General features: G+C 74.5%; 15 protein-coding genes. 11 read left to right on the plus strand and 4 right to left on the minus strand.

Annotated elements, in window-relative coordinates; genetic code table 11:
• The first annotated feature begins 4 nt into the window (after nucleotides 1-4).
• A complete protein-coding gene (locus PUR61_RS29840) occupies nucleotides 5-715 on the plus strand; it encodes a ribonuclease HII (RefSeq protein ID WP_329882599.1) in 711 nt (236 codons plus the stop codon).
• 395 nt (nucleotides 716-1,110) lie between these two features.
• Complete coding sequence (locus PUR61_RS29845) at nucleotides 1,111-1,506, plus strand: hypothetical protein (RefSeq protein ID WP_329882600.1); 396 nt, start codon at nucleotides 1,111-1,113, stop codon at nucleotides 1,504-1,506.
• Nucleotides 1,507-1,661: 155 nt separating this feature from the next.
• On the opposite strand, the gene PUR61_RS29850 is transcribed toward PUR61_RS29845, so the two are convergent.
• Nucleotides 1,662-2,381 (minus strand): hypothetical protein, encoded by a 720-nt coding sequence (locus PUR61_RS29850; protein ID WP_329882601.1) that lies wholly within the window; start codon nucleotides 2,379-2,381, stop codon nucleotides 1,662-1,664.
• A 368-nt stretch (nucleotides 2,382-2,749) separates the two neighbouring features.
• Nucleotides 2,750-4,948: a RecQ family ATP-dependent DNA helicase gene (locus PUR61_RS29855; RefSeq protein WP_329882602.1), complete on the minus strand. Its 2,199-nt coding sequence runs from the start codon at nucleotides 4,946-4,948 to the stop codon at nucleotides 2,750-2,752.
• Between the two features lie 230 nt (nucleotides 4,949-5,178).
• On the opposite strand from PUR61_RS29855, the gene PUR61_RS29860 reads away from it, so the two are divergent.
• Nucleotides 5,179-6,963 (plus strand): DUF4192 family protein, encoded by a 1,785-nt coding sequence (locus PUR61_RS29860; RefSeq protein WP_329882603.1) that lies wholly within the window; start codon nucleotides 5,179-5,181, stop codon nucleotides 6,961-6,963.
• 86 nt (nucleotides 6,964-7,049) lie between these two features.
• On the opposite strand, the gene PUR61_RS29865 is transcribed toward PUR61_RS29860, so the two are convergent.
• Entirely contained in the window at nucleotides 7,050-8,366 is a 1,317-nt protein-coding gene (locus PUR61_RS29865) for an alpha/beta fold hydrolase (RefSeq protein ID WP_329882604.1), read from the minus strand.
• A 786-nt stretch (nucleotides 8,367-9,152) separates the two neighbouring features.
• Between PUR61_RS29865 and PUR61_RS29870 the strand changes: the two genes are divergently transcribed.
• From PUR61_RS29870 to PUR61_RS29900, 7 genes are all read left to right on the plus strand, one after another.
• Complete coding sequence (locus PUR61_RS29870) at nucleotides 9,153-11,273, plus strand: glycogen debranching N-terminal domain-containing protein (protein WP_329882680.1); 2,121 nt, start codon at nucleotides 9,153-9,155, stop codon at nucleotides 11,271-11,273.
• A gap of 112 nt (nucleotides 11,274-11,385) precedes the next feature.
• Nucleotides 11,386-12,144, plus strand: a complete 759-nt coding sequence (locus PUR61_RS29875) for an NUDIX hydrolase (protein WP_380360510.1) — start codon at nucleotides 11,386-11,388, stop codon at nucleotides 12,142-12,144.
• A 332-nt stretch (nucleotides 12,145-12,476) separates the two neighbouring features.
• The gene (locus tag PUR61_RS29880; protein ID WP_329882605.1) at nucleotides 12,477-14,624 is read left to right on the plus strand and encodes an ATP-binding cassette domain-containing protein; all 2,148 of its coding nucleotides are present in this window, start codon (nucleotides 12,477-12,479) and stop codon (nucleotides 14,622-14,624) included.
• Nucleotides 14,625-14,627: 3 nt separating this feature from the next.
• Nucleotides 14,628-15,533, plus strand: coding sequence for a hypothetical protein (locus PUR61_RS29885; RefSeq protein WP_329882606.1), 906 nt, complete (start codon nucleotides 14,628-14,630; stop codon nucleotides 15,531-15,533).
• Between the two features lie 209 nt (nucleotides 15,534-15,742).
• Nucleotides 15,743-16,675 (plus strand): FadR/GntR family transcriptional regulator, encoded by a 933-nt coding sequence (locus PUR61_RS29890; protein ID WP_329882607.1) that lies wholly within the window; start codon nucleotides 15,743-15,745, stop codon nucleotides 16,673-16,675.
• A 466-nt stretch (nucleotides 16,676-17,141) separates the two neighbouring features.
• The gene (locus PUR61_RS29895) at nucleotides 17,142-18,776 is read left to right on the plus strand and encodes an RNA polymerase sigma factor (protein WP_329882608.1); all 1,635 of its coding nucleotides are present in this window, start codon (nucleotides 17,142-17,144) and stop codon (nucleotides 18,774-18,776) included.
• Nucleotides 18,777-19,065: 289 nt separating this feature from the next.
• Nucleotides 19,066-19,905: a S1 family peptidase gene (locus tag PUR61_RS29900; RefSeq protein WP_443035261.1), complete on the plus strand. Its 840-nt coding sequence runs from the start codon at nucleotides 19,066-19,068 to the stop codon at nucleotides 19,903-19,905.
• Between the two features lie 154 nt (nucleotides 19,906-20,059).
• Here PUR61_RS29900 and PUR61_RS29905 read toward each other — a convergent pair whose 3' ends face one another.
• Complete coding sequence (locus PUR61_RS29905) at nucleotides 20,060-20,290, minus strand: DUF7455 domain-containing protein (protein WP_329882610.1); 231 nt, start codon at nucleotides 20,288-20,290, stop codon at nucleotides 20,060-20,062.
• Between the two features lie 539 nt (nucleotides 20,291-20,829).
• Here PUR61_RS29905 and PUR61_RS29910 point away from each other — a divergent pair.
• Nucleotides 20,830-22,941: a DNA gyrase/topoisomerase IV subunit B gene (locus PUR61_RS29910; protein WP_329882611.1), complete on the plus strand. Its 2,112-nt coding sequence runs from the start codon at nucleotides 20,830-20,832 to the stop codon at nucleotides 22,939-22,941.
• The last annotated feature ends 85 nt before the right edge of the window (nucleotides 22,942-23,026 follow it).

Below are 23,026 nucleotides of genomic sequence, written 5' to 3' on the forward strand. Positions count from 1 at the left end.
CGACATGCCCATCGTCCCGCCGACGCACTCCGTCGAGCGCTCGCTCCGGCGGGCCGGCGCCAAGGTCGTGGCCGGCCTCGACGAGGTCGGGCGCGGCTCCTGGGCCGGGCCGGTGACCGTCGGCGCGGCCGTCACCGGACTGCGCCGGCCGCCGGAGGGGCTGACCGACTCCAAACTGCTCACCGAGCGCCGCCGCGAGGCGCTCGCCCCGGTGCTCGCCGACTGGGTCGGCGCGTACGCGCTCGGTCACGCCTCGGCCCTGGAGTGTGACGAGCTGGGGATGACGGCGGCGCTGCGACTGGCCGCAGTCCGGGCGCTGGAGGCGCTGCCGGTGGAGCCGGACGCGGTGATCCTGGACGGCAAGCACGACTACCTCGGCGGTCCCTGGCAGGTGCGCACGGTGATCAAGGGCGACCAGTCGTGCATCTGCGTGTCGGCCGCCTCGGTGCTCGCCAAGGTCCACCGCGACGGACTGTTGGCCGAACTGGGGGAGGCGCACCCCGAGTACGGGTTCGCCGACAACGCCGGCTATCCCTCCCCGGTCCACCGGGCCGCGCTGGAGGAGTTCGGGCCGACCGAACACCACCGCCTCTCCTGGTCATATCTGGACGGACTGCCCAAATGGCGCCACCTGAAGCGGAGCCGGCCCCTTCCCGGGGTGGGCGGAGCGGGTTCGGCGGAGCCGGTCGGCGAACAGCTGGCACTGGGTTTCTGACGGGACGTCGGGGAGGCTCGGGGGCCGGACCGCGAGGTTCGCGGTGACCAACAGGTGGGGCGCCCGTGCGCGTCCGACCGGCATTTGATAGATATCCGGGTATGCCTGTCTTCCCCGAGGAGCCGGAGATCAGCGAGAGCCTCCCGGGCCCCGGCGTTCCAAGCCCCCGTGAGTCGGACGCACACGCCCTCCGTACGCCTGCCACCGGCAGCGCGAACACCGCCGTACCGTCGGCCGCCACCGCGTCGGCCCCGGTACCGGGCCCGCGTCCGGCACCGCCGCGTCCGGCACCCGCGCGTGCGAACCGTCCGGGGCCGCCGCCGCGCCCGAACCAGATTCCCAAGCCCACCCCGCCGCCCCCGCCGTCGCGGACCGCGTCGATCGAGATCCGGCATGTGCCGGCCACCGGGGCGGAGGCCCTGGACCGGGCCGACGAGACGGTCGACCGGCTGCTGGACTCCGGCCGTGACCCGGGAGACATCCTGGTGCTGACGGTCGGCGCGGCGCATCCGTGGCAACAGCACGAACTCACCTTCGGCGAGGAGCGCTACTGGGCGCAGCTCGCCGAAGGCGGCGACGTGTTCTACGCGGACGCCGACCTGACCCGCCCGGCCCGCCGTGCGGTCGTCGTCCTGGCCGTCGCGGCCGGCTCGGCCGGCCGCGACGCCGCAGCACATGCCAAGGCACTCCAGCACGCGGACTCGCTGCTGGTGGTCTGCGGCGGCACCGCTCCCGCCCCGGCCGCCCTCGCGGGCGCCGGAGCACCGACCGGCGGCCGGCTGCCCGCCTGAGACCCTTCGGATCTTCGAGGCCCGGTACCGCTGGTGCCGGGCCTCGACGTTTCCGCGGGGCCTGCGCCACTCCCGGTCGGCGTCCGGACTCCCCGGCCGCCTCGCTCGGCCGGGTCCGGTGCAGGCACCGGCCCCGGGGCGGGCGGGTGGTCGCGTCAGCGGGTGCCGGTACGGCGGGTCGGTTCGATCGCCGTGACCCGGGCGGGTGTCCACGGGTGTTCGGACTGGCGGGACCGCTGTGGCCGTTCGCCGCGCCGGGGCCGCTCGGGCGCCGCCTGCCGCAGTGTCCGCTGGCCGCGCTGGCCGTCGAGGGCCGAACGCGGGGGCAGTTCCGTCACGGTGTGGACCGGTCCGTCCGCCCATGAAGCCGCGTTCGGATTGCGCCCGCTCCGTCCGTCGCCGAGGATCTGCCAGCCGACCGGGGTCAGGGCCACGTACGCGCCGCAGCGCAGCCCGTGCAGGGCGGCCGCGTCCTGGAGCGCCCACATCCAGGCGCCGTCCTGCTCGGTCCAGCCGGCCGCGCCCTCCCGGCAGCTCAGCAGCACGGCCGTCCGGGTCGGGGTGGGAAGGCGCAGGTCGTGCGGGACGACCTGGCGCAGGTGCGTGAGGATCGCGTTGCGGTGGAGCCAGCCGTCCTCGTTGTGCGGGCGGGGTGCGAACGAGGCCGACCCGGTCAGCCGGTGCAGCGCGTCCAGGACCGCGACCACGACCGTGCCGGGCTGGGGCAGGTGGCGCTGGTGCAGCTCCAGCACGAACTCGCGCGGATCGCGGAGCAGCGGTATCCCCGAGGCCGTCCAGGTCTGCAGGTCGAGCACCCGTCTGGGCGAGGAGCTCCGGGCGAGGGGATACTGACCTCGGTCGATGCCGTTGATCACAATCCTCCTTCCCGACCCACGGGCGCGCGGGTACCTGCGTACGCCGAAGACCTGGTCGACGGGACCGGGTTCCGGGTACGGTCCGATTCTCAGGGTAGCCGGGCGGGAGCGGCAACGATGAAATGATGAACGCCGCCCGAAAGCCAACGTTCTGCCGGATATATTCCACGTTCGTGCGAGTGCTACCCGACTGCTGCCGGATCGTGATCCGGGCCGCCTGAGGGATGCCGCGAAGTGTCCCGCGCGACTCCGTCCCGCCTTTCCGCCGGTGGCGGCCCCGGCGGTGTCCGCCGGGGCCGGCCGCGTTCCGGTGATCTCCTTAATTACTCCATTCGGGTGATATGAGTCGATCGGCTCCGGACCGGCCGTCAGCCCTGCACCGCCAGCACCAGCGGCAGCACCGCACCGGCACCGGCCCGCCGCAGCAACCGGGCGGCCACGGTGACCGTCCAGCCGGAGTCGACCAGGTCGTCCACCAGTAGGACCGGCCCGCCCGCGGCCGCCACCGCCGCTTCCAGCTCCGGCGGCAGGACGAGGGCACCGGCCAGGGCGTTCAGCCGCTGGGCGCTGTTGCTGCGCGACCCGTGCGGGGGCTGTCCGGTCGCGTACTCGATCTGTCCGAGCAGGGGGAGCCTCCCGATCTCGGCGATCCGGGCCCCCAGACTGCCGACCAGCCGGGGCCGGCGGGACGAGGCCATGGTCACCACGCCGACCGGCCGGTCGAGTCGGCCGCCGTCGGCCGCGGCAGGGCCGGCCCAGCCGCCCGGACCGCGCGCCCAGTCGGCCAGGACGGTCACCAGGGCGTCCACCGCCTCGCCCGGGACCGGCCCGTCGGGGGCCTGGTCGGCGAGCAGCGCCCGCAGGCGGTTGCCCCAGCCGATGTCGGAGAGCCGGCCGAGGGCCCGGCCGGTCTCGGCCTGCTCTCCGGCCGGGATGCGGCCCTTGAGCGGCACGCCCAGCGCGTCCATCCCGGTGGGCCAGAGCCGACGGGGCTCGAAACCGACCCCGGGCCGGCCGAGAGAGGCCCGGGCCGCCTCCAGGGCCTCGGTCGAGACCTCCGGACCGTGCAGCGGTCCGGCGCAGTTGTCGCACCGGCCGCAGGGGGCGGCCTGCTCGTCGTCCAGCTGCCGGCGCAGGAACTCCATCCGGCAGTCGGTGCCCGCCGCGTACTCGCGCATCGCCCGCTGCTCGGCCTCGCGGGAGGCGGCGACGTTGGCGTAGCGGGCGGTGTCGTACTCCCAGCTCTGCCCGGTGGCCGTCCAGCCGCCCTTGACCCTCCGGACGGCGCCGTCCACGTCCAGGACCTTGAGCATGGTCTCCAGCCGGGCGCGGCGCAGGTCCACCCGGGGCTCCAGGGCGGCGGTGGAGAGCGGGCGGCCGGCTTCGGCGAGTGCGTCGATGGTCCGGCGCACCTGCTCCTCGGGCGGGAACGCCAGCGAGGCGAAGTAGCGCCAGATCGCCTCGTCCTCCCGGCCGGGCAGCAGCAGGACCTCGGCCCGGTCGACCCCGCGCCCGGCACGGCCGACCTGCTGGTAGTAGGCGATCGGGGAGCTGGGCGAGCCCAGGTGCACCACGAAGCCGAGGTCCGGCTTGTCGAAGCCCATGCCCAGGGCGGAGGTGGCGACCAGTGCCTTGACCCGGTTGGCGAGCAGATCGGCCTCGGCGGTGCGGCGCTCGGCGTCCTCGGTGCGGCCGGAGTAGGCGGCCACCGCGAAACCCCGCTCGCGCAGGAAGGCCGTCACCTCGTCCGCGGCGGCGACCGTCAAGGTGTAGACGATGCCGGAGCCGGGCAGCCGGTCGAGGTGGTCGGCGAGCCAGGCCAGCCGGTGCGCCGGGTCGGGCAGTGCGAGCACGCCGAGGGTGAGGCTCTCGCGGTCGAGCGGTCCGCGCAGCACCAGGGCGTGCGCGTCGCCGGTGCCCGTGCCGAGCTGCTCGGCGACGTCGGCGGTGACCCGGGCGTTGGCCGTGGCGGTGGTGGCCAGCACCGGGACGCCCGGCGAGAGGTCGGCGAGCATGGTGCGCAGCCGACGGTAGTCGGGGCGGAAGTCGTGGCCCCAGTCGGAGATGCAGTGGGCCTCGTCGACCACCAGCAGGCCGGTGGAGGCGGCGAGCTTCGGGAGCACCTGGTCGCGGAAGTCCGGGTTGTTCAGTCGCTCGGGGCTGACCAGCAGTACGTCGACGGCCCCGGCGGCGACCTCGGCCTGGACGGTGTCCCACTCGTCGGTGTTGGCGGAGTTGATGGTGCGGGCGTGGATGCCGGCCCGGGCGGCCGACTCCACCTGGTTGCGCATCAGGGCGAGCAGGGGGGACACGATGACCGTCGGTCCGGCGCCCCGGGCCCTCAGCAGGGAGGTGGCGATGAAGTAGACGGCGGACTTGCCCCAGCCGGTGCGCTGGACCACGAGGGCCCTCCGGTGGTCGACGACCAGCGCCTCGATGGCCGTCCACTGGTCCTCGCGGAGCGTGGCGCCCGGGCCGGCCAGCTCGCGCAGGACGGCCTCGGCCCGGGTCCGGACCTCGGCGCGGTCGGCGGCGGTGGCGGTGGTGTGGGTCTTCGGCTGCTGCATGGCGTCCATGTAACCCCGAGGTGCCGACAAGCGGCGAACGGCGGCCGGTCACGCGTGGGTGGATCGGGGTCGCATTTCATCATCTGTACTGCTGAACGGCCGTCAAATGTCCCCCTGGAGGGTGGTGCGTGTTGAGCCGAACGAGGGAGGAGTTATGCACAGGCGGGGTTTATCCACAGGGGAAAAAGAAAAATCCGGAGGCTCCGGTGAATTGCGCCAGTCTTCCGGCCATGAACAACGAACGCATCGCGCTCCCCTTCGGCGACGGCCCCGGCGGCCGGCCGATCACCATGCGGGGCCCGGCCGACATGGCCGAGCTGCTGCCCTACCTCCTCGGGTTCTTCCCCGACGACAGCATCGTCGCGGTCGGTCTCCGATCCCCGGACCTCCGCCAGGGCGGGGTGATCCGGCTGGACATCCCCGAGTCGCCGGAGGAGTGGCCGGCCGCCGCCGAGGAGACGGCCGACCTGCTGGTCGGGCTCTCCGAGCAGCAGGGCGAGCGGCCGGTCCAGGTCCTCCTCTACCTCTGTCAGGACCCGGGCAGCGATCACGGTCCGCCGACGGACGAGCGGCTGCGGCCGCTCGCCGAGCGGTTGCGGCTGGCCTTCGAGAGCCGCGGGGTGCGGGTCAAGGAGGCGCTCTGCGTCTCGGCCGGTCGCTGGTGGTCCTTCCTCTGCCGGCGTGACGGGTGCAGTTGCGATCCGGCGGGCAACCCGATCGGCAGCGCTCCCGGGCCCGGCCCGGTCGCGGTGGCCGCCACCGTCGCGGGCCTCGCCCCGCGCGGGAGCCGCAAGGAGATCGTCGCCGGGCTGGCGCCGGTCGGCCCGCCCGCCGCCGGCCCCCAGCGGCGGGCGATCGCCCGGGCCGAGGGCGGTCCGGCGGCGGGGCGGCGGCCGTCGCTCGGCCGGGAGGAGAGCGCCCGGCTGCTCGACGGGGCCGTGGCCGCGTTCATGGCGGGCGCCGTCGAGCTCGACGAGGACCGGACGGCCCGGCTGCTGCTGGTGCTCCAGGACCGGGTGATCCGGGACCGCGCCGCCGAGTACGCCAGGCCGGCCGAGCTGGCGTCCGCCCAGCGGCTCTGGCGGTTCCTCGCCACCCGCTGCGTGCCGCCCTACACGGGCTACGCGCCGCCGCCGCTCACCCTGCTGGCCTGGGTCTCCTGGGTCGCGGGAGACACCGCCACGGCGCGTGTGGTGCTCGCGCACACGCTCCGTCTCGCGCCGTCCTACCTGCTGGCCCAGCTCCTGTACGAGTCGCTCAACGGTGGCTTCACGGTCGAACCGCTGCTGGCGAGCGTGGAGACGGAGCGCTGCCGCCGCACCGAGCGGGAGCGGACGTCGGCGGTGGGGCCGACCGTCGCTCAGGCTCAGGCTCAGGCCGACGGCGGGCGGGCCGGTACCGGTCCGGATGGCGAGGCCCCCGATGCTGCCGTGCCGGTCGCGGTCGAGCCCGTGGAGGTCGAACATCCGGACGCCGAGTCTGCGGAGGCCGAGCCCGCAGGTGGGGAGCCGGCGGACACCGGGCCGGGCGGGGCAGGAGCGGGTGACCCGGCGCCGCCGGACCGGGCCGACGGGTCTGACCGGCCGGGCGGTTCCGCGACGGCGAAGGCCCGCCGCCGTCGCAGGCGTGGCCGCCGGGCACGGCCCGAGGGATCGTCGCCGTCCGGAGGAGCGAGCGGCCCGGTGCCCGGCGCCGCCCCGGATTCCGGGCATCCGACGGAGACCCCGCCCGAGCCGGCCGCAGTCGTCGGTGCGACCGGTCGGTCCGGCTCGTCGGACCTCGCGGGGCCGTCGGGCGCTGCCCGAGTGCGCGGCGGTCGGACCGGTGCGGAGCCGGTGCCGCGTCTCCTGCCGGGGCTGCCGGGCTGCCGCCCGGCAGAGCGACCCCGCTCCACCCGGCGGGCACGGATCAGCCGCTCCTCGCCCGGGGCGGCACCGGTCTCACCGACCCCCGCCCGCCGAGGCCGGTGCCGGGGCGTGCGGAGTGCGCAGGCCGGAGCCCAAACGTCCCGGTGATCCGGGAACCCCGCGCGGGCACCGCCCGGTCCGGTCCGGGTGCCCGCCGGGCGCCGGGACCGGCCGGGGCCCGCCGGCAGGCGCGGCTACGCCTCGCCGCGGGCCATCGCGATCAGGCGGTCGAGCACCTTGCCGTTGCTGACCCGGAGGCCGTCATGCTCCCACTCGTTGGTGATCCAGGTCCGCAGCCCCCGGACGGCCCGGGCGGTCGCCAGGGAGTCGGCCGTGTCGACGTACATGTCGTCGTGGTAGACGGCCGCCACCACCGGCACCTCGTTGGCGGCGAGCCGCGCCGGGTCGTACAGGTCGGGCCAGTCGGTCCGGGCGGCGAGCAGGTCCGCGGTCTCCTTCAGCGGTCGCAGCGCGGGGTCGGTGTCGAACATCCAGGGGTAGATCATCTCGCCGGTGAACAGCACCGGCGCGTCGGACTCCAGAGCGGTCCGGGCGTCGAAGGCCGGGAACTCCGCGCGGACCCGCTCGGCGGACCAGGCGGTGCCGGCGGGGTCCACCGAACGCTGGCCGTAGATCGACTCGTGCAGGACGGCGTAGAGCGGGCCCTGGACGAAGGAGAGCTGCGCCTCGGCACCGGCCAGGAAGGTGTCGGAGAGCTCGGGGCCGTCGGTGCCCTCCACCCAGGCCTCCTCCAGCAGGTAGTGCAGGGTGCCGGAGCCGCTGCCGCTGCCGAGCAGCATGCCGAGTGCCTGGAAGGCCCGGACGGTGAGCAGCCCGCCGCCGGGCAGGGTGGCGGGGGAGCCGGAGAGGTGGGCGGCGATCCGCCGCACGCCTGCCACGTCCTCGGGGAAGCGGTCGTAGTGGCCCTCGTTCTTGCGGACGACCCGGGGGTAGGCCGCCCGGTAGACGTCGTCTGCGGAGCTGCGCAGCCCGGCGAGGCCACCCGTGACGAAGGCCTGGTCCAGTCCCTCGGGCGCGATCGAGAGGTAGGTGAGGGTACAGAAGCCACCGAAGCTCTGGCCGAGCAGGCTCCAGCGGCGGTCCTCGCCGAGCAGCCGGCGGCGGATCAGCTCGGCGTCCCGCACGATCGAGTCGGCACGGAAGTGCGCGAGGTAGTCGGCCTGCTCCTCGGCGCCACCGCGACGGGCGAGCGTCTGCCGGGTCGCGGGCGTGGAACGCCCGGTCCCGCGCTGGTCGAGGAGGAGTACCCGGTAGTCGTCGAGGGCGCGCTCCAGCCAGCCGTCCAGGCCGAGCGGGCGGCCGGCCTTGCCTCCCGGGCCGCCCTGGAGGAAGAGCAGCCAGGGCAGGTCGTCGTCCTTCGCGCGGCCCGGGGCGACCACCTCGCGGGCGTACACCTCGATCTGCTCGCCCTGTGGGGCGCTGTGGTCGAGGGGCAGCTGGAAGACGTGGTCGGTGCTGACAATCCCGGGCAGCCGGCTGGGGGTGGACATACAACTCCTCGGTCTCTGCTGGTCACAGCGATCGCGTCGGCCCCCACCGGGGTTGCCGGTGGCGGGGCCGCGATCCCCGCACCGTATCCTGGCCGCGGCCGAGCACCGGCCCGGCGGTCACTGTCCAGGACGGCCATCCGACGGACCGGGCCTCGACGGCCCGCAGGACGGCGGGGAGGCGGCACCGGACCGGCACCGGAGCGGAGTCACAGCGAAAGCCCCGGCGGGTCCGCGAGCACCGACGGCACGCACGCCCGGAATCCCGGGCGGGTACCGCGGTCGAAGCCGGCGGGCGTGACCTGTGGACGGTCTCCGGCGTTGACCCCGGGGGCCCCGGGCCCGGCACCACGCCCCGTCCGGATCCGCCGTCGGGCCCGGAGTACCGTCCGGACGGTCGGCCGACACGGCACCCGTGCAGGTGGCGGTGCCGGCCCCGAGCGGCGGGGTGCGGAACGGACCGCCGCTCCGCGGCAGCGGTCCGCGCGGGGCACCGGCCGGGCATGACGTCACCGCCGCCGCGGGACGTCGGACCCGACGGCGCGCCGGGCGGGTCCGGTGAACGACCGGGCGCGACGGCACGCCCGGGAACGGCGCGGAGCCGATACCGACCCGGTATCGCGTCCCGCATGGCACGGCCCGGTACCGGGTACGGCCAGGCACGGCACACCGGCCGACGGAGAGGTCCGTCGGCCCGAGACACCACCAGCACGCGATCGAACATGCTCGCGGCCCACCGGCCCTGAACGGCCACCGGACCGCCGAGGGGAGGAGAGTCCGGTGACCGCGATGAGGCCACCACAGGCCATGCCGGCCGAGAGTGTGGTCGGCGCGCCCAGACCGGTCGGCCGACCGGATCCGGCCCAGCCCGGAGCGCCCGGCGGCCAGGCCCGGTCGGCGCCGCCGCGCCCGCAGCCGGCCGCCGCCCACCACGCGGTGCTCTGCGTCAACGCACCGGCGATGGCCGCCTCCGGGCCGGACGGCCAGCTGCGCGGGCACGGCCTGCACGGCTTCTACCGCTCGGGTGTCCGCGTGGTCGCCCGGATGGAGCTGCGGCTCGGCGGGATCGAGCCGCTCCCGCTCCAGGGCACCCTCACCACCGCGGCGCAGGCCCGTTTCCTCGGGGCCGTCCGGCTCCCCGGCGACCTCGACCCCGATCCGGCGCTCACCGTCGAGCGGCTGCGCCACGCCGACGGCGTCGAGACCGTGACGGTGCGGAACACCGGCAGCCGCGCGGCCCGGCTCCCGCTGGAGATCGCGCTCGGCACCGACCTCGGCCCGGTCGGCGAGATCGCCGCCGGCCACCGGCCGCCGGACCTGCCCGGCCAGGTGCAGTCCTCCGGGTTGCGCTGGGCGGGGCCCACCCACAGCGCCGCGGTCAGTGCCCAGCCGTCTCCGCACGCCGTCCTGGCCGGCGCCGGTGTGCTGCGCTGGGACCTGGAGGTCCAACCCGGGGCCCGCTGGTCGGTCGAGCTGCGGGCCGAACTGGAGACCACCCTGCCCGGCCCGCGACCGCCCGGCGGTCGGGGCACCGGAGTCCCGCTGCCCTGGGCCGAGCCCGAGGTGCGCTGCGACGACCCCCGGGCCGCACTGGTGGTGGCACGCTCCCTCGACGCCCTCGGCGGGCTGCTGTTCGCCGACCCCGACCGGCCGACCGACCTCTACCCCGCCTCCGGCGCACCCTGGCGGTTCGGGCTCGCCCCGGCCGACGCGCTCTGGGCGGCCCGGCTGGCACTGCCGCTCGGCACCCGGCTCGCCGCCGGCACCCTCCGGGCCCTGGCCCGCCGTCAGCAGCCGGCGCCCGCCCCCGGCCAGGGCGGTCACCGCCCCGAGGGCCTGCTGCCGGGGGCCCTGCGGCACGGTGGCCCCGAACTGCCGCCCACCTGTACCGCCACCGAGGCGACGCTGCTGTTCGTCACCGTGCTGGCCGAGGCCTGGCGCTGGGGCCTGCCCCGGCAGGAGGTCGCCGAGCTCCTCCCGGCCGCCGAGCGCGCGCTCGCGGCGCTGCGCGAGGGCCTGGTCGACGGCTTCGTCACCGACCTCAGCCGGCCGGTCGAGGAGAGGTCGGCCCACCCGGTGCCCGCCCGGGCCGAGGTCCAGGCCCAGGCGCACCGTGCCGCCCTGCACGGGGCCGACCTGCTGGCGGCCTTCGGCCGGCCCGGCGCCGAGGAGTGGCGGAGCTGGGCGGCCGGACTGCGCGCACGGTTCCGCGACCGGTTCTGGGTGGACGACCTCTCCGGCGGCCGTCCGGCCGCCGGTCTCGCCCCGGGCGGCCAGCCGCTGCCCGCCGTCGCCTCCAGCCTGGTCCACCTCCTCGACCCGGGGCTCTCGGCCGAGGGCGGCCGGCACGAGAGCCTGCTGGACCGTGAGCAGACCAGGCTGCTCGCCCATCGGCTGGCCGCGCCGGAGCTCGACAGCGGCTGGGGGCTGCGCACGCTGAGCGCCAAGTCGCCCCGGTTCAACCCGCTGGGCCACCGCAGCGGCGCGGTACGGGTCCACGAGACCGCCCTCGCCGTCGCCGGGCTCGCCGAGGCCGGCCACGAGAACGAGGCCGGCGCACTACTGGAGGGTCTGCTCTCCGCCGCCGCCCACTTCGAGGGCCGGTTGCCCGAGATGTACGCGGGGGAGCAGCGCACGCCGGGCTGCCCGCCGGTGCCGCACCCGGGTGCCTGCCGCCCGGCGGCGGTCTCGGCCGCCGGGGCCGCGCACGCGGTGTTCGCGCTGGCCGGCGTCCGGCCCGATGTCCCGGGCGGGCGGGTACTGGTCCGCCCGGCCAGCACCGCGCCGCTCGGAGAGCTGGAGTTGACCGGTCTGCGGGTCGCGGGCGAGCCGTTCTCGGTGCGGGTCAGCCGGATCGGGGTCGCGATGGTGGAGGAGGCGTCCGCCGAGCTGCAGCTGGTCGCCCGCTGACGCCGCCCCTGCCGCGCGGGGCGGGCCCGGCCGTCGGCCGGGCCCGCCCTCCTGCGGACTGTCCGTACGCGGGCCTGTGCTTATCGTCAGAGAGACGACTATGATCGTCGCCATGTCGCGTTATGACCCGTCGGCCTTCCCCCCGTTCGCTGTCACGGTCGACCTGGTGGTGCTGACGGTGCGCGAGCACGCGCTCTGTGCCCTGCTGGTCCGACGGGGCGAGCCTCCCTACCAGGGCTACTGGGCCCTCCCCGGAGGCTTCGTCCGCCCCGACGAGGGCCTCGCGGAGGCGGCCTCCCGGGAGCTCGCCGAGGAGACCGGTCTGCGCGCCCACTCCGCCCCCGGACACGACGCGGTCGGCCCCGGCACCGCCGGCGCCCACCTGGAACAGCTCGCGACCTACGGCCACCCCCAGCGCGACCCCCGGATGCGGGTGGTCAGCGTGGCGTACCTGGTCCTCGCGCCGGACCTGCCGACCCCGCGCGCCGGCGGCGACGCCAGCGGCGCACGCTGGGCACCCGTCACCGAACTGCTCGGCCCGGACCCCGTCGACGGGGTCCCGCTCGCCTTCGACCACGGGCTGATCCTGGCCGACGGAGTGGAGCGCGCTCGCTCCAAGATCGAGTACTCCTCGCTGGCGACGGCCTTCTGCGCGACCGAGTTCACCGTCGGCGAGCTGCGCCGGGTCTACGAAGCGGTCTGGGGTGTGGCGCTCGACCCGAGGAACTTCCACCGCAAGGTGACCGGCACACCCGGGTTCCTGCTTCCCTCGGGCGGCACCACGACGCGTCAGGGCGGGCGCCCGGCGCAGCTCTTCACCTCCGGCGGAGCCAACGTGCTCAACCCGCCGATGCTGCGCCCGGAGTCCTGAGCCCCCGAGCTCCCTTCGCCCCCGGCGTCGTCCGGACGCACCGCGTGTCATCGGTGCTGCGGCGTTCCCGCCCTGCCCCTCCCCGCCCCTCCCGGCCGCGTCGCGGTCCCCTCGCACGCCGTGGTGGTTCGCTCGCTCTCCCGGGCTACCCGGGTCTCCTCGCAGGATCGGATTGTCCCCTGATCGGGTGAGGTGCGCGGGCGTCGGGCCCGTGCCGCCCCCACAATGCCCGGAATCTCCGGACCGGCCCCCTAATGTGCTGGCGCGGAGCCGTGCGGGCACGACCCCGCGCCACGCAGACCGGGTCGGCCGAGGCATGGGAGCAGCCAGCGATGATCCAGATCACCGGACTGACCAAGGTCTACCGACGGGGCGGTCCGCCTGCGGTACTGGATCTGACCTTCGACGCCCGCCCCGGCATGGTGACGGCGTTGCTCGGTCCCGAGGAGGCGGGCAAGTCCACCGCCCTGCGGCTGATGCTCGAACTCGAACGCGGCCGGGGCGTGACCCTCTTCGACGGCCGCACCTACCGCCGGCTGCGGCGGCCCGAGCGCGAGGTCGGCGTGGTGCTGCCCGACCCCGGCCGGGCCGGCGGAGCCGCGGACGCCGCAGGCCACCCCGGCCGGAAGGCGCGCGGTCACCTCAGGATGCTGGCGGCGGCCGTCGGGGTCCCGGCGAGCCGGGCCGACGAGCTGCTGGAACAGACCCGGCTGGCGGCCGTCGCCGACCAGCGCCTGCGGACCTTCTCGCCCGGGATGCACCGACGGCTGGCCCTCGCCGCCGCGCTGCTCGGCGACCCGGGGATCCTGCTTCTGGACGCGCCGACCGAGGGGCTCTCGCCGCGCAACGCGGAGTGGTTCCAGGCCTTCCTGCGCTCCTTCGGCGTCGCGGGCGGGACGGTCCTGGTCACCACCCGCACTCCGCAGGACGCCGCCCGGTTCGCCGACCGGGTGATCACCCTGGACCAGGGCCGGCTGGTGGCCGACCAGCCGGTGACGGAGTTCCGCCGCACCCGGCTCAGCCCGGAGGTCGCCGTCCGCGGGCCGCAGATGGCGCGGCTCGCGGACCTGCTGGTCGGCCAGGGGGCGCAGGTCCGCCGCGACGGCGGGGCCGGTCTCGCGGTGGCCGGGATCGGCCGTACCGAGATCGGTGAACTCGCCTACCGCAACGGCATCCTGTTGCACGAGCTGGCCGACCGCGTGGTCGAGCAGCCCGCGCCCCGGGCCGCCCTGCCGGTCGGGTCCGGGCGCTCCGGGCACCTGCACCTCCAGAGCCGGGCGGGACAGGACCGCCCGGCGAAGGCGCAGCGGGATCAGGGGGCTCCGGAGGAGCAGCGGGAGCCGACCGGTGGAGGCCGGAAGGCAGAGCTCGGGGCAGGGGGAGCGGACCGGACGGTCGCGCTGCCCCAGGTGCCGACGGAGCCGGCCCCGGTGCCGCAGCCGGCCGCCGCCGAGCGGGACCGGACGCCCTCGCCCACCCTCGCGCTGCCGGTCGCACCCGGGCCGGCCGTGGCCCCGGTCGCCGTCTCGGCCGCGACCGCGCTGTCGGCGATCACGGGGCGGGCCGGCCGACGTGCGGCCCGCCGGCCCGGATCCTCACCGGCACCCCGGCTCCAGCCCCCGCTCACGCCGGCGGAGACCCCGCCTCCGGCCGAGACCCCGCCTCCGGCACCGGCGCAGGTTCAGGCCCCGACGTCCGTTCAGGACCCGGCCCGGGTGCGGCTCCAGGACCGGGCTCCGGCCCAGGCCCAGGCCCAGGCCCAGGCCCAGCCTCAGACCCAGGCCCAGGCCCGGGCCGCGCGCCCGGTCGAGGACGAGGACGCGGACACCTCCCCGACGGTCGCCGTGGACCGGCTCTTCCGGGACGGCCTGAACGACCTGGCCCGGTCCGGGGTCACGCCGGTATCCACGTTCCCCGAACACGCGGTGCCCTCCGACGACCTGACGACCGACGACACCGTCCGTCTCGGCCGCCTCGCCCAACCCCTCGCGGAGTCGGGCGTACGGTCCCCGCGGACGCCCGTGCCGCCGACCGGGGCGGGCGACGACCGCGCCGTCACGGAGCGCCGGCCGGCCGACCCCGCAGGGTCGCGCGGGCTGCCGGCGTACTCCGGACCCGCCGGTCACGGTCGGATGCCGACCGGGTCGCGCTCGCTGTCGGCGGCTGCGGCAACGACTCCGACTCCGCCGCCGGCTTCGGGCTCGCTTCGGGCCTCCGGATCCGACCTTGCTGCTGACCCGGCGAATTCCGGGGAGGCCGGGCCGACCCGCAGGGCTGCACCGGCGACCGGGACACCCCAGCACGCCTCCGCAGCCCTCCCGGCCGCGGCTCCGGCACACGCGCTGCCGGCTCTGCCCACGCCCACCCCCGCTCCCGCCCCGGTGTGGACCTCCGCCGGGTCGGCCGGGGCAGAGGCACCCGGCCACGGAGCCGCTGTCCTTCCCGTCACCCCCGCCACCATCGACCTTCGGAGCGAGTGAACCGTGCGAGTTCTGGCCTACGAGCTGCGCCGGTTGCGCGGCCTGCGTTCCACCTGGCTGCTGCTCGGTGCCGTGGTGCTCTGTGACGCGGCGGTGGCCGCCGTGCTGGCGGGGCAACTGCCCGACGGGGGGCTGGACGGTGCGGCGGCGGTGCGGCTGCTGACGGCGACGGTGCCGCTGGTGCCCCTGCCGTTCGCCGCGTTGGGGGCCGGGGTGCTGGGGGCGCTGTCGTACGGGCACGAGGTGCGGCACCCGGGGCTGGCGGCCTCGCAGGTGTCGTACCCGCGCCGGGTGCGGCTGCTGACGGCCAAGCTGCTGGTGACCGGTTCGGTGGCGGCGCTGCTGGCGCTGGTCACGCTGCTGGTCGACGCGGTGGCCGTGCACCTCGCACTGCCGGCAGGGGCGACGGTGACGGCGTGGTCCGAGCCGGCCGCGCTCTCCGGTCGGGTGGCGGAGGCGCTGGCCTCGGCCGGCCTGGGCGGGCTCGGCGACGTGCCGACCGTGCTGGCGCCCGTGGCACTGGCGGCCGGGCAGGGTGCGCCGGCCGCGTTGCTGGCCTTCGTCCTGCTGGTGGTCGTGGCGGGCTGGACCGGGGTGCTGACGGCCTCGCTCACCCGCAGCGCCGCTGCCGGGGTGCTGCTGCTCTGCGCGCTGCCGCCGCTGCTGGAGTCGGGTGTGGCGCTGCTGCTGCGGCAGACCGGGACGGCGTGGCCGACCCGGGCGGCGGAGCTGCTGCCGTTCCAGTCGGGGGTCGAGTGGGCGTACGGATGGGTGTACGGCGGGGACCGCCGGGTTGCGGAGAGCGGGTCGGCCCTGACCGACCCGGCGTTGCTGGCCGCGGTGACGGCGCCGGCCTTCGTACTGCTGCTGACCACCCTGCTGGTCCAGGCCCGGCGCCGGGCGCTCTGAGCCACCCCGCGGGCCGGGACACGGCCGCCTGGCGGACTGCGGACGGACTGCGGACGGACTGTGGGTCGGCCGCCGGGGAGGTGCGTGGAGACGCGGAACGGTGGCGTCCGGCCCCTGACGGTTCGCCAAGATCGGCCACCAGTGACCGCAATGAGCGTTTCTTCCTGATAAGAAGTCAATTATCCAGTCACGGTCGATCACCCTTTCGTGTGCTTTTCACGAGAATTCTCAAGCTGTGCTCCCCGATCGCCGACAAAGGACCTGTGAGTACCCTTGCGCACCCCACCATGACCCCTGCCCGTTCCGCCGACGGGGCCATCCCCGGCTCCGGCGACCTGGACCGCTTCTCGTACGCCGACCGGCCGACCCCGCCGGCGCCCCGTTGGGAGGGCGCCGAGTCGGACCTCGCCCGGGTCGGCCGCAAGACCACCAGCAGCCGCGGCCGCGGCCTGCACGGCCAGCTGGTCCAGCAGCTCGGCCAGATGATCGTCTCCGGCGACCTCGGCGCCGACCGGCCGCTCGTCCCCGAGGAGATCGGCCAGCGGTTCGAGGTGTCCCGCACCGTCGTCCGCGAGTCGCTGCGCGTGCTGGAGGCCAAGGGTCTGGTCAGTGCCAGGCCGAACGTCGGCACCCGGGTCCGCCCCGTCAGCGACTGGAACCTGCTCGACCCGGACATCATCGAGTGGCGCGCCTTCGGCCCCCAGCGGGACGAGCAGCGCCGGGAGCTGTTCGAGCTCCGCTGGGCGATCGAGCCGCTGGCGGCCCGGCTGGCCGCCGGCCACGGCCGGGAGGACGTCCAGCAGCGCATGGTCGAGCTGGTCGAGATCATGGGTCACGCCGCGGCCCAGGCCGATCACTCGACCTTCACCCGGGCCGACGCCGAACTGCACGGGCTGCTCCTCCAGCTGGCCGGCAATCGGATGCTGGAGCACCTCTCCGGGATCGTCGCCTGCGCGCTCCAGGTGTCCGGCGGTCCGGTCATCTCCTGCGAGCGGCCGGTCGAGGCCTCCGTCAGCCTGCACGCCCGGCTGGTGGACGCGCTCGGGGCCGGCGACGGCACCGCGGCCGAGGCCGCGACGCGGGCGCTGCTCACCGTCCACCCCGAGATCGAGCCGTCGGTCCCGGCGCCCCGGGAGCACTGAGCGGTCCGTTCGGGGCCGAGTGTTCTCCCCGTTCCCCGCGACCACCGGCCCTCCGGCTGCCGCCACGGCGCAGCCGGAGGGCCTCTGCGTGTCCGGGCGGTGGGCGGCGGAACGGGCCGGGTGCCACCCGATGACCCAAGTGTCGTGTCCATGGTGACGGGCTTCGGTGCGAGTGAGGGATGATGGAAGTCGGCCCCGGGCCGCGGAGAGCGAACGGTGTGACCCGCGACACGAAGGCCATGCGTAACACTTGACGTGTAGCAGCGATGTCTCCTGAGCGGGAGCAGCTCCGGAATACCCCAACGTGTCAGAATGCTGTGTTGGTCCGCGGCGCTGCTGCCGTCCTGCAAACCCAGTCCTCAAACCCGAGTCGGTCGGAATCGACACCGCGTGCCCGACGCGCGATCTCCTTCCCCGCCCGCTCGGGCGGCCGGTACGGGTTCGAGTCCACTCATCGTCCGAGAGGTTGTTCGTGTCGGCCAGCACATCCCGTTCGCTTCCCCCCGAGATCGCCGAGTCCGCGGCTCTGCTGGCGCTCATCGAGCGGGGCAAGGCCCAGGGGCAGATCGCCGGTGACGACGTACGCCAGGCGTTCGAGGCGGACCAGATCCCGGTCACCAAGTGGAAGAACGTCATGCGCAGCCTCAACCAGGTTCTGATTGAGGAGGGGGTGGATCTCATGGTCAGCGCGGCCGAACCGGCCGGCGCCAAGCGCAAGAGCGTCGCTGCCAAGAGCCCCACCAAGCGCACGGCCACCAAGGCGGTCACCACCCGGACCCCCGCCACTCCGACCAAGCCGCCCGTGCGCATCGCGCCCGGTGCGCCCGTCTCCACTCCCGCGGTCGCGGCCGCTGCCGCGCCGGTCAGCACGGTGTCCGCCGAGATCACGGTCGAGGGGACAGGCGTCGCCGCCGACGTGAAGGCCGTCGCCAAGAAGGCCGTCGCCAAGAAGGCGGTCGCCAAGAAGACCGCCGCCCCGGCCAAGAAGACGGCCGCCAAGAAGACCACCGCCACCAAGACCGGCAAGGCCGGCGAGGAGGAGCTGCTCGGCGAGGAGGAGCTGGAGGACGCGGCGCTCCCCGGCGACAAGCCCGCCGCCGAGGGTGACGCTCCGGAGGAGGAGTCGGAGGGGTTCGTCCTCTCCGACGACGACGAGGACGACGCCCCGGCCCAGCAGGTCGCCGTGGCGGGTGCCACCGCCGACCCGGTCAAGGACTACCTGAAGCAGATCGGCAAGGTCCCGCTGCTCAACGCCGAGCAGGAGGTCGAGCTTGCCAAGCGCATCGAGGCCGGCCTGTTCGCCGAGGACAAGCTCTCGGCCGCCGACAAGCTCGCCCCCAAGCTCAAGCGCGAGCTGGAGATCATCGCCGAGGACGGCCGCCGGGCCAAGAACCACCTGCTGGAGGCCAACCTCCGTCTGGTCGTCTCGCTGGCCAAGCGCTACACCGGTCGCGGCATGCTCTTCCTGGACCTGATCCAGGAGGGCAACCTGGGCCTGATCCGTGCGGTCGAGAAGTTCGACTACACCAAGGGCTACAAGTTCTCCACCTACGCGACCTGGTGGATCCGTCAGGCGATCACCCGCGCGATGGCCGACCAGGCCCGCACCATCCGTATCCCGGTGCACATGGTCGAGGTCATCAACAAGCTGGCCCGCGTCCAGCGCCAGATGCTCCAGGACCTGGGCCGCGAGCCCACCCCGGAGGAGCTGGCCAAGGAACTCGACATGACCCCGGAGAAGGTCATCGAGGTCCAGAAGTACGGCCGCGAGCCCATTTCGCTGCACACCCCGCTGGGTGAGGACGGCGACAGCGAGTTCGGCGACCTGATCGAGGACTCCGAGGCGGTCGTCCCGGCCGACGCGGTCTCCTTCACCCTGCTCCAGGAGCAGCTGCACTCCGTGCTGGACACGCTGTCCGAGCGCGAGGCGGGCGTGGTCTCGATGCGCTTCGGCCTGACGGACGGTCAGCCGAAGACGCTCGACGAGATCGGCAAGGTGTACGGGGTCACCCGTGAGCGCATCCGCCAGATCGAGTCGAAGACCATGTCCAAGCTGCGCCACCCGTCGCGCTCGCAGGTGCTGCGCGACTACCTGGACTGATCGTCGGACTGTCGCAGGTCCAGCCCGAAGGCCCGGAGCGAACGCTCCGGGCCTTCGGGCTGTTCGGGGGCGGTCGGCGTCACCGTCCGGGTGGCCGTTGTCGCTCGTCCGGGTGGCTGTGCGGCCGCAGGGGGTCGCTCACCGTAGCCGGTCACCTACGCTGTGCCGGTTGCCTGCTGCTGCTGCCGAGCCACCTGGAGACACGGTGTCGCCCAACCCGGACCGCCCGGACCGCGCCGACCTGCCGACCACCGCCCCGACCCCGGTGCACTCGACGACGGCGCACGCGGTGCGCCCGGTGCGCCGAGCCCGCCGGGCCGCCGTCCTGACCCTGCTGGCCGCCCTGCCCGCGCCGCTGATCGCCCTGGGGCCGGCGGTGCCCGACGCCCAGGCGAAGGGGCGGATCGTCGGTGGTGTGGCGGCGAGCACCGCCGACCGGCCCTGGGTGGTGGCGCTGGCCAGTCGCCAGCAGTTCGGCGCCGGGCGCTCGGGGCAGTTCTGCGGCGGCGCGCTGGTCACTCCGACCAAGGTGGTGACGGCCGCGCACTGCTTCTACGACGAGTCCAGGGGGCAGCGGGTGGAGCGCCCGGGCCTCAGGGTCGTGGTGGGGCGGGACGACCTGCGGGGCGGGGCGGGGCGCGAGGTGCCGGTCCAGGCGGTCTGGGTCCACCCCGACTACGCCTTCGCCACCAACATGAACGATGTGGCGGTGCTCACTCTCGGCGAGTCCCAGGAGGCCCGGCCGGTGATCGAACTGGTCGGTCAGGGCGAGACCGGGCCGTACCTGGCGGGCACCAGGGCGCAGGTCTACGGCTGGGGTGACAGCACCGGTCACGGTGACTACTCGCCCACGCTGCGTGGGGTCGACGTGCCGATCGTCCCGGACCAGACCTGCGCGCAGGCGTACCCGGGTGGTGCGGACGGCCGCTTCGACGCCCGGGGCATGGTCTGCGCGGGCGAGGAGCAGGGCGGCAGGGACGCCTGCCAGGGCGACAGCGGCGGGCCGCTGGTGGTCGCCGGCAGGCTCGCCGGGCTGGTCTCCTGGGGCACGGGCTGCGCCGAGGCGGCCCACCCGGGCGTCTACACCCGGATCGGTTCGGTCGCGGACGCGGTGCGCGCCGTCCTGTAACCGGTCCGCCGCGGAGGGTCGACGGGAGTCCGGGCGTGAAAACGTCGGAGCCGGGCGGCCGGCCCCCGGAGGGGTCGGCCGCCCGGCTCACCGGTCGCACGCCGTGCGCGACCGGACACAGCTCGACGCTCTTGCTGTTGCGTGGCGCCCGGGATCAGCGCTCGTCGGTGTCGGTCGTTGCGGCGGTGCCGCTCAGTCGACCGCTCTCGTCCTGTATCTCCACGGCGATCTTCTTGAGCTCGGGCTCGAACTTCCGGCCGTGGTGGGCGCAGAAGAGCAGCTCTCCACCGCTTGCGAGTACGACGCGCAGGTAAGCCTGGGCGCCGCAGCGGTCGCAGCGGTCAGCCGCGGTGAGCGGGCTCGCAGGGGTCAGAACAGTAGTCACGTCGCCTCTTCTCTAGCTCGACGAGCTGTCGTACCAGGGTCAACATCCAACCAGGCCGAAAACGTTCCCGCTCGTGGCTTTTCTTCTCTGAGGATTCTGCTGTGTTGATGAGGACGTGCCCCGGGGGCCGGTGGTTCATGCGTACCGAATCCCAGGATCCGTCTCTCGCTCGAACGCCCGATCGGAACCGAGTGTCGGAGTCCGCGTAGCATAATCCTCTGCTGGGTTGGAGCATAAGCCCCGTCCCCGGCCCCGGTAGCCTGCATAACGGCAGTTCCGGAGCCTGTGCCCGGTCCCACGATCCGCCAGGACCGGTGGTACCGGGAGGAGATGGAGCCCCGGCGCGGCCAATCCGGCGCGGCGCTTGTTCGCGCAGCGCGTACAAGCTGCGCGGGACCGGCTCGTCGTGCTGTGCACCCAGCGGAGGGGTGTGCACACACAGGGGAACGGCTGTCGGTGCGGTGTGCTGCACTGGCGGACGGTCCGGACCCGTCCGGACGTGACCGATGAGACAGAGACTTCACCGAGGAGAGTGCCGCGTGAGTGCCGAAACGACCGTGCCGTCCGCTCTGCTGGCCGGTGACGACGGTTCCAACTACACCGCTCGGCACCTGCTCGTCCTGGAGGGCCTGGAGGCGGTCCGCAAGCGCCCGGGCATGTACATCGGCTCCACCGACAGCCGCGGCCTGATGCACTGCCTCTGGGAGATCATCGACAACTCCGTCGACGAGGCGCTCGGCGGCTACTGCGACCGGATCGAGGTCGTGCTGCACGACGACGCCTCGGTCGAGGTCCGCGACAACGGACGCGGCATCCCGGTGGACGTCGAGCCCAAGACCGGGCTGTCCGGCGTCGAGGTCGTCATGACCAAGCTGCACGCCGGCGGCAAGTTCGGCGGCGGCTCCTACGCGGCCTCCGGCGGTCTGCACGGCGTCGGCGCCTCCGTCGTCAACGCGCTCTCCGCCCGGCTGGACGTGGAGGTCGACCGCAGCGGTCACACCCACGCGATCAGCTTCCGCCGCGGCACCCCCGGCATCTTCACCGAGACCAGCCCGGACGCCCCGTTCGAGCCGGCGAACGGCCTGACCAGGGTCCGCAAGGTGCCCAAGACCCGCACCGGGACCCGGATCCGCTACTGGGCCGACCGGCAGATCTTCCTCAAGGACGCCAAGCTCGCCCTGGAGAGCCTGCACAGCCGGGCCCGGCAGACCGCCTTCCTCGTCCCGGGGCTGACCATCGTCGTCCGTGACGAGAGACTGACCGAGAGCGACAAGGTCGACGAGACGACCTTCCGCTTCGACGGCGGCATCACCGAGTTCTGCGAGTTCCTGGCGCCCGACAAGCCGATCAGCGACGTGCTGCGGCTCAACGGCGAGGGCACGTTCAAGGAGACCGTGCCCGTCCTCGACGACCTCGGGCACATGACGCCCACCGAGGTCACCCGCCAGCTGGAGGTGGGCATCGCGCTGCGCTGGGGCACCGGTTACGACACCACCCTGCGCTCCTTCGTCAACATCATCGCCACCCCCAAGGGCGGCACCCACGTCACCGGCTTCGAGCGCTCGCTGGCCAAGACCGTCAACGAGGTGCTGCGGGCCAGCAAGCTGCTGCGCGTCGCCGAGGACGACGTCACCAAGGACGACGCGACCGAGGGCCTCACCGCGGTGGTCACCGTCCGGCTCGCCGAGCCGCAGTTCGAGGGCCAGACGAAGGAGGTGCTCGGCACCTCGGCGGCCAACCGGATCGTCGCGGCCGTCGTCGCCAAGGAGCTCAAGGCGTTCCTCACCTCGGGCAAGCGCGACGAGAAGGTCCAGGCCCGGGCCGTGCTGGAGAAGGTGGTCGCGGCCGCCCGGACGCGCGTCGCCGCCCGCCAGCACAAGGAGGCCCAGCGCCGGAAGACCGCGCTGGAGACCAGCTCGCTGCCGGCGAAGCTGGCCGACTGCCGCAGCGACGACGTCGACCGCAGCGAACTCTTCATCGTCGAGGGGGACTCCGCGCTCGGCACCGCGAAGCTGGCCCGCAACTCCGAGTTCCAGGCCCTGCTGCCGATCCGCGGCAAGATCCTCAACGTGCAGAAGGCGTCCGTGAGCGACATGCTCAAGAACACCGAGTGCGCGGCGATCATCCAGGTGATAGGGGCCGGCTCGGGCCGCACCTTCGACATCGACCAGGCGCGCTACGGCCGGGTCATCTTCATGGCCGACGCCGACGTCGACGGGTCGCACATCCGCTGCCTGCTGCTGACGCTCTTCCAGCGCTACATGCGGCCGATGGTCGAGCAGGGGCGGGTCTTCGCGGCCGTGCCGCCGCTGCACCGGATCGAGCTGACCAACCCCAAGCGCGGGCAGGAGAAGTACCACTACACCTACTCCGACGCCGAGCTGCGCTCCACCCTGCTGGAGTTCCAGCGCAAGAACCTGCGGTGGAAGGACCCGGTCCAGCGCTACAAGGGCCTCGGCGAGATGGACGCGGACCAGCTGGCGGAGACCACCATGGACCCGCGCCACCGCACGCTGCGCCGGATCAACCTTGGCGACCTCGACCAGGCCGAGAAGGTCTTCGACCTGCTGATGGGCAACGACGTCGCGCCGCGCAAGGAGTTCATCGTGGACTCGGCGGCCACTCTGGACCGCTCGCGCATCGACGCCTGAGCACCGCCGCGGACCGCAGGGCCCTCCACCCGTGGGTGGAGGGCCCTCGTGGCGCCGGGTCCACCAGGTGTCCACCCCGGCTCCG

Origin of the sequence: Streptomyces sp. BE20, from assembly GCF_036322525.1 — a bacterium.
Taxonomy (GTDB): domain Bacteria; phylum Actinomycetota; class Actinomycetes; order Streptomycetales; family Streptomycetaceae; genus Kitasatospora.

What these genes read in the sequence shown, in the direction of transcription:
- PUR61_RS29840 (WP_329882599.1), top strand. Translation starts at nt 5, where the DNA reads ATGCCCATCGTCCCGCCGACGCACTCCGTCGAGCGCTCGCTCCGGCGG.
- PUR61_RS29855 (WP_329882602.1), bottom strand. Translation starts at nt 4,948, where the DNA reads ATGCAGCAGCCGAAGACCCACACCACCGCCACCGCCGCCGACCGCGCC.
- PUR61_RS29860 (WP_329882603.1), top strand. Translation starts at nt 5,179, where the DNA reads ATGAACAACGAACGCATCGCGCTCCCCTTCGGCGACGGCCCCGGCGGC.
- PUR61_RS29865 (WP_329882604.1), bottom strand. Translation starts at nt 8,366, where the DNA reads ATGTCCACCCCCAGCCGGCTGCCCGGGATTGTCAGCACCGACCACGTC.
- PUR61_RS29870 (WP_329882680.1), top strand. Translation starts at nt 9,153, where the DNA reads ATGAGGCCACCACAGGCCATGCCGGCCGAGAGTGTGGTCGGCGCGCCC.
- PUR61_RS29875 (WP_380360510.1), top strand. Translation starts at nt 11,386, where the DNA reads ATGTCGCGTTATGACCCGTCGGCCTTCCCCCCGTTCGCTGTCACGGTC.
- PUR61_RS29880 (WP_329882605.1), top strand. Translation starts at nt 12,477, where the DNA reads ATGATCCAGATCACCGGACTGACCAAGGTCTACCGACGGGGCGGTCCG.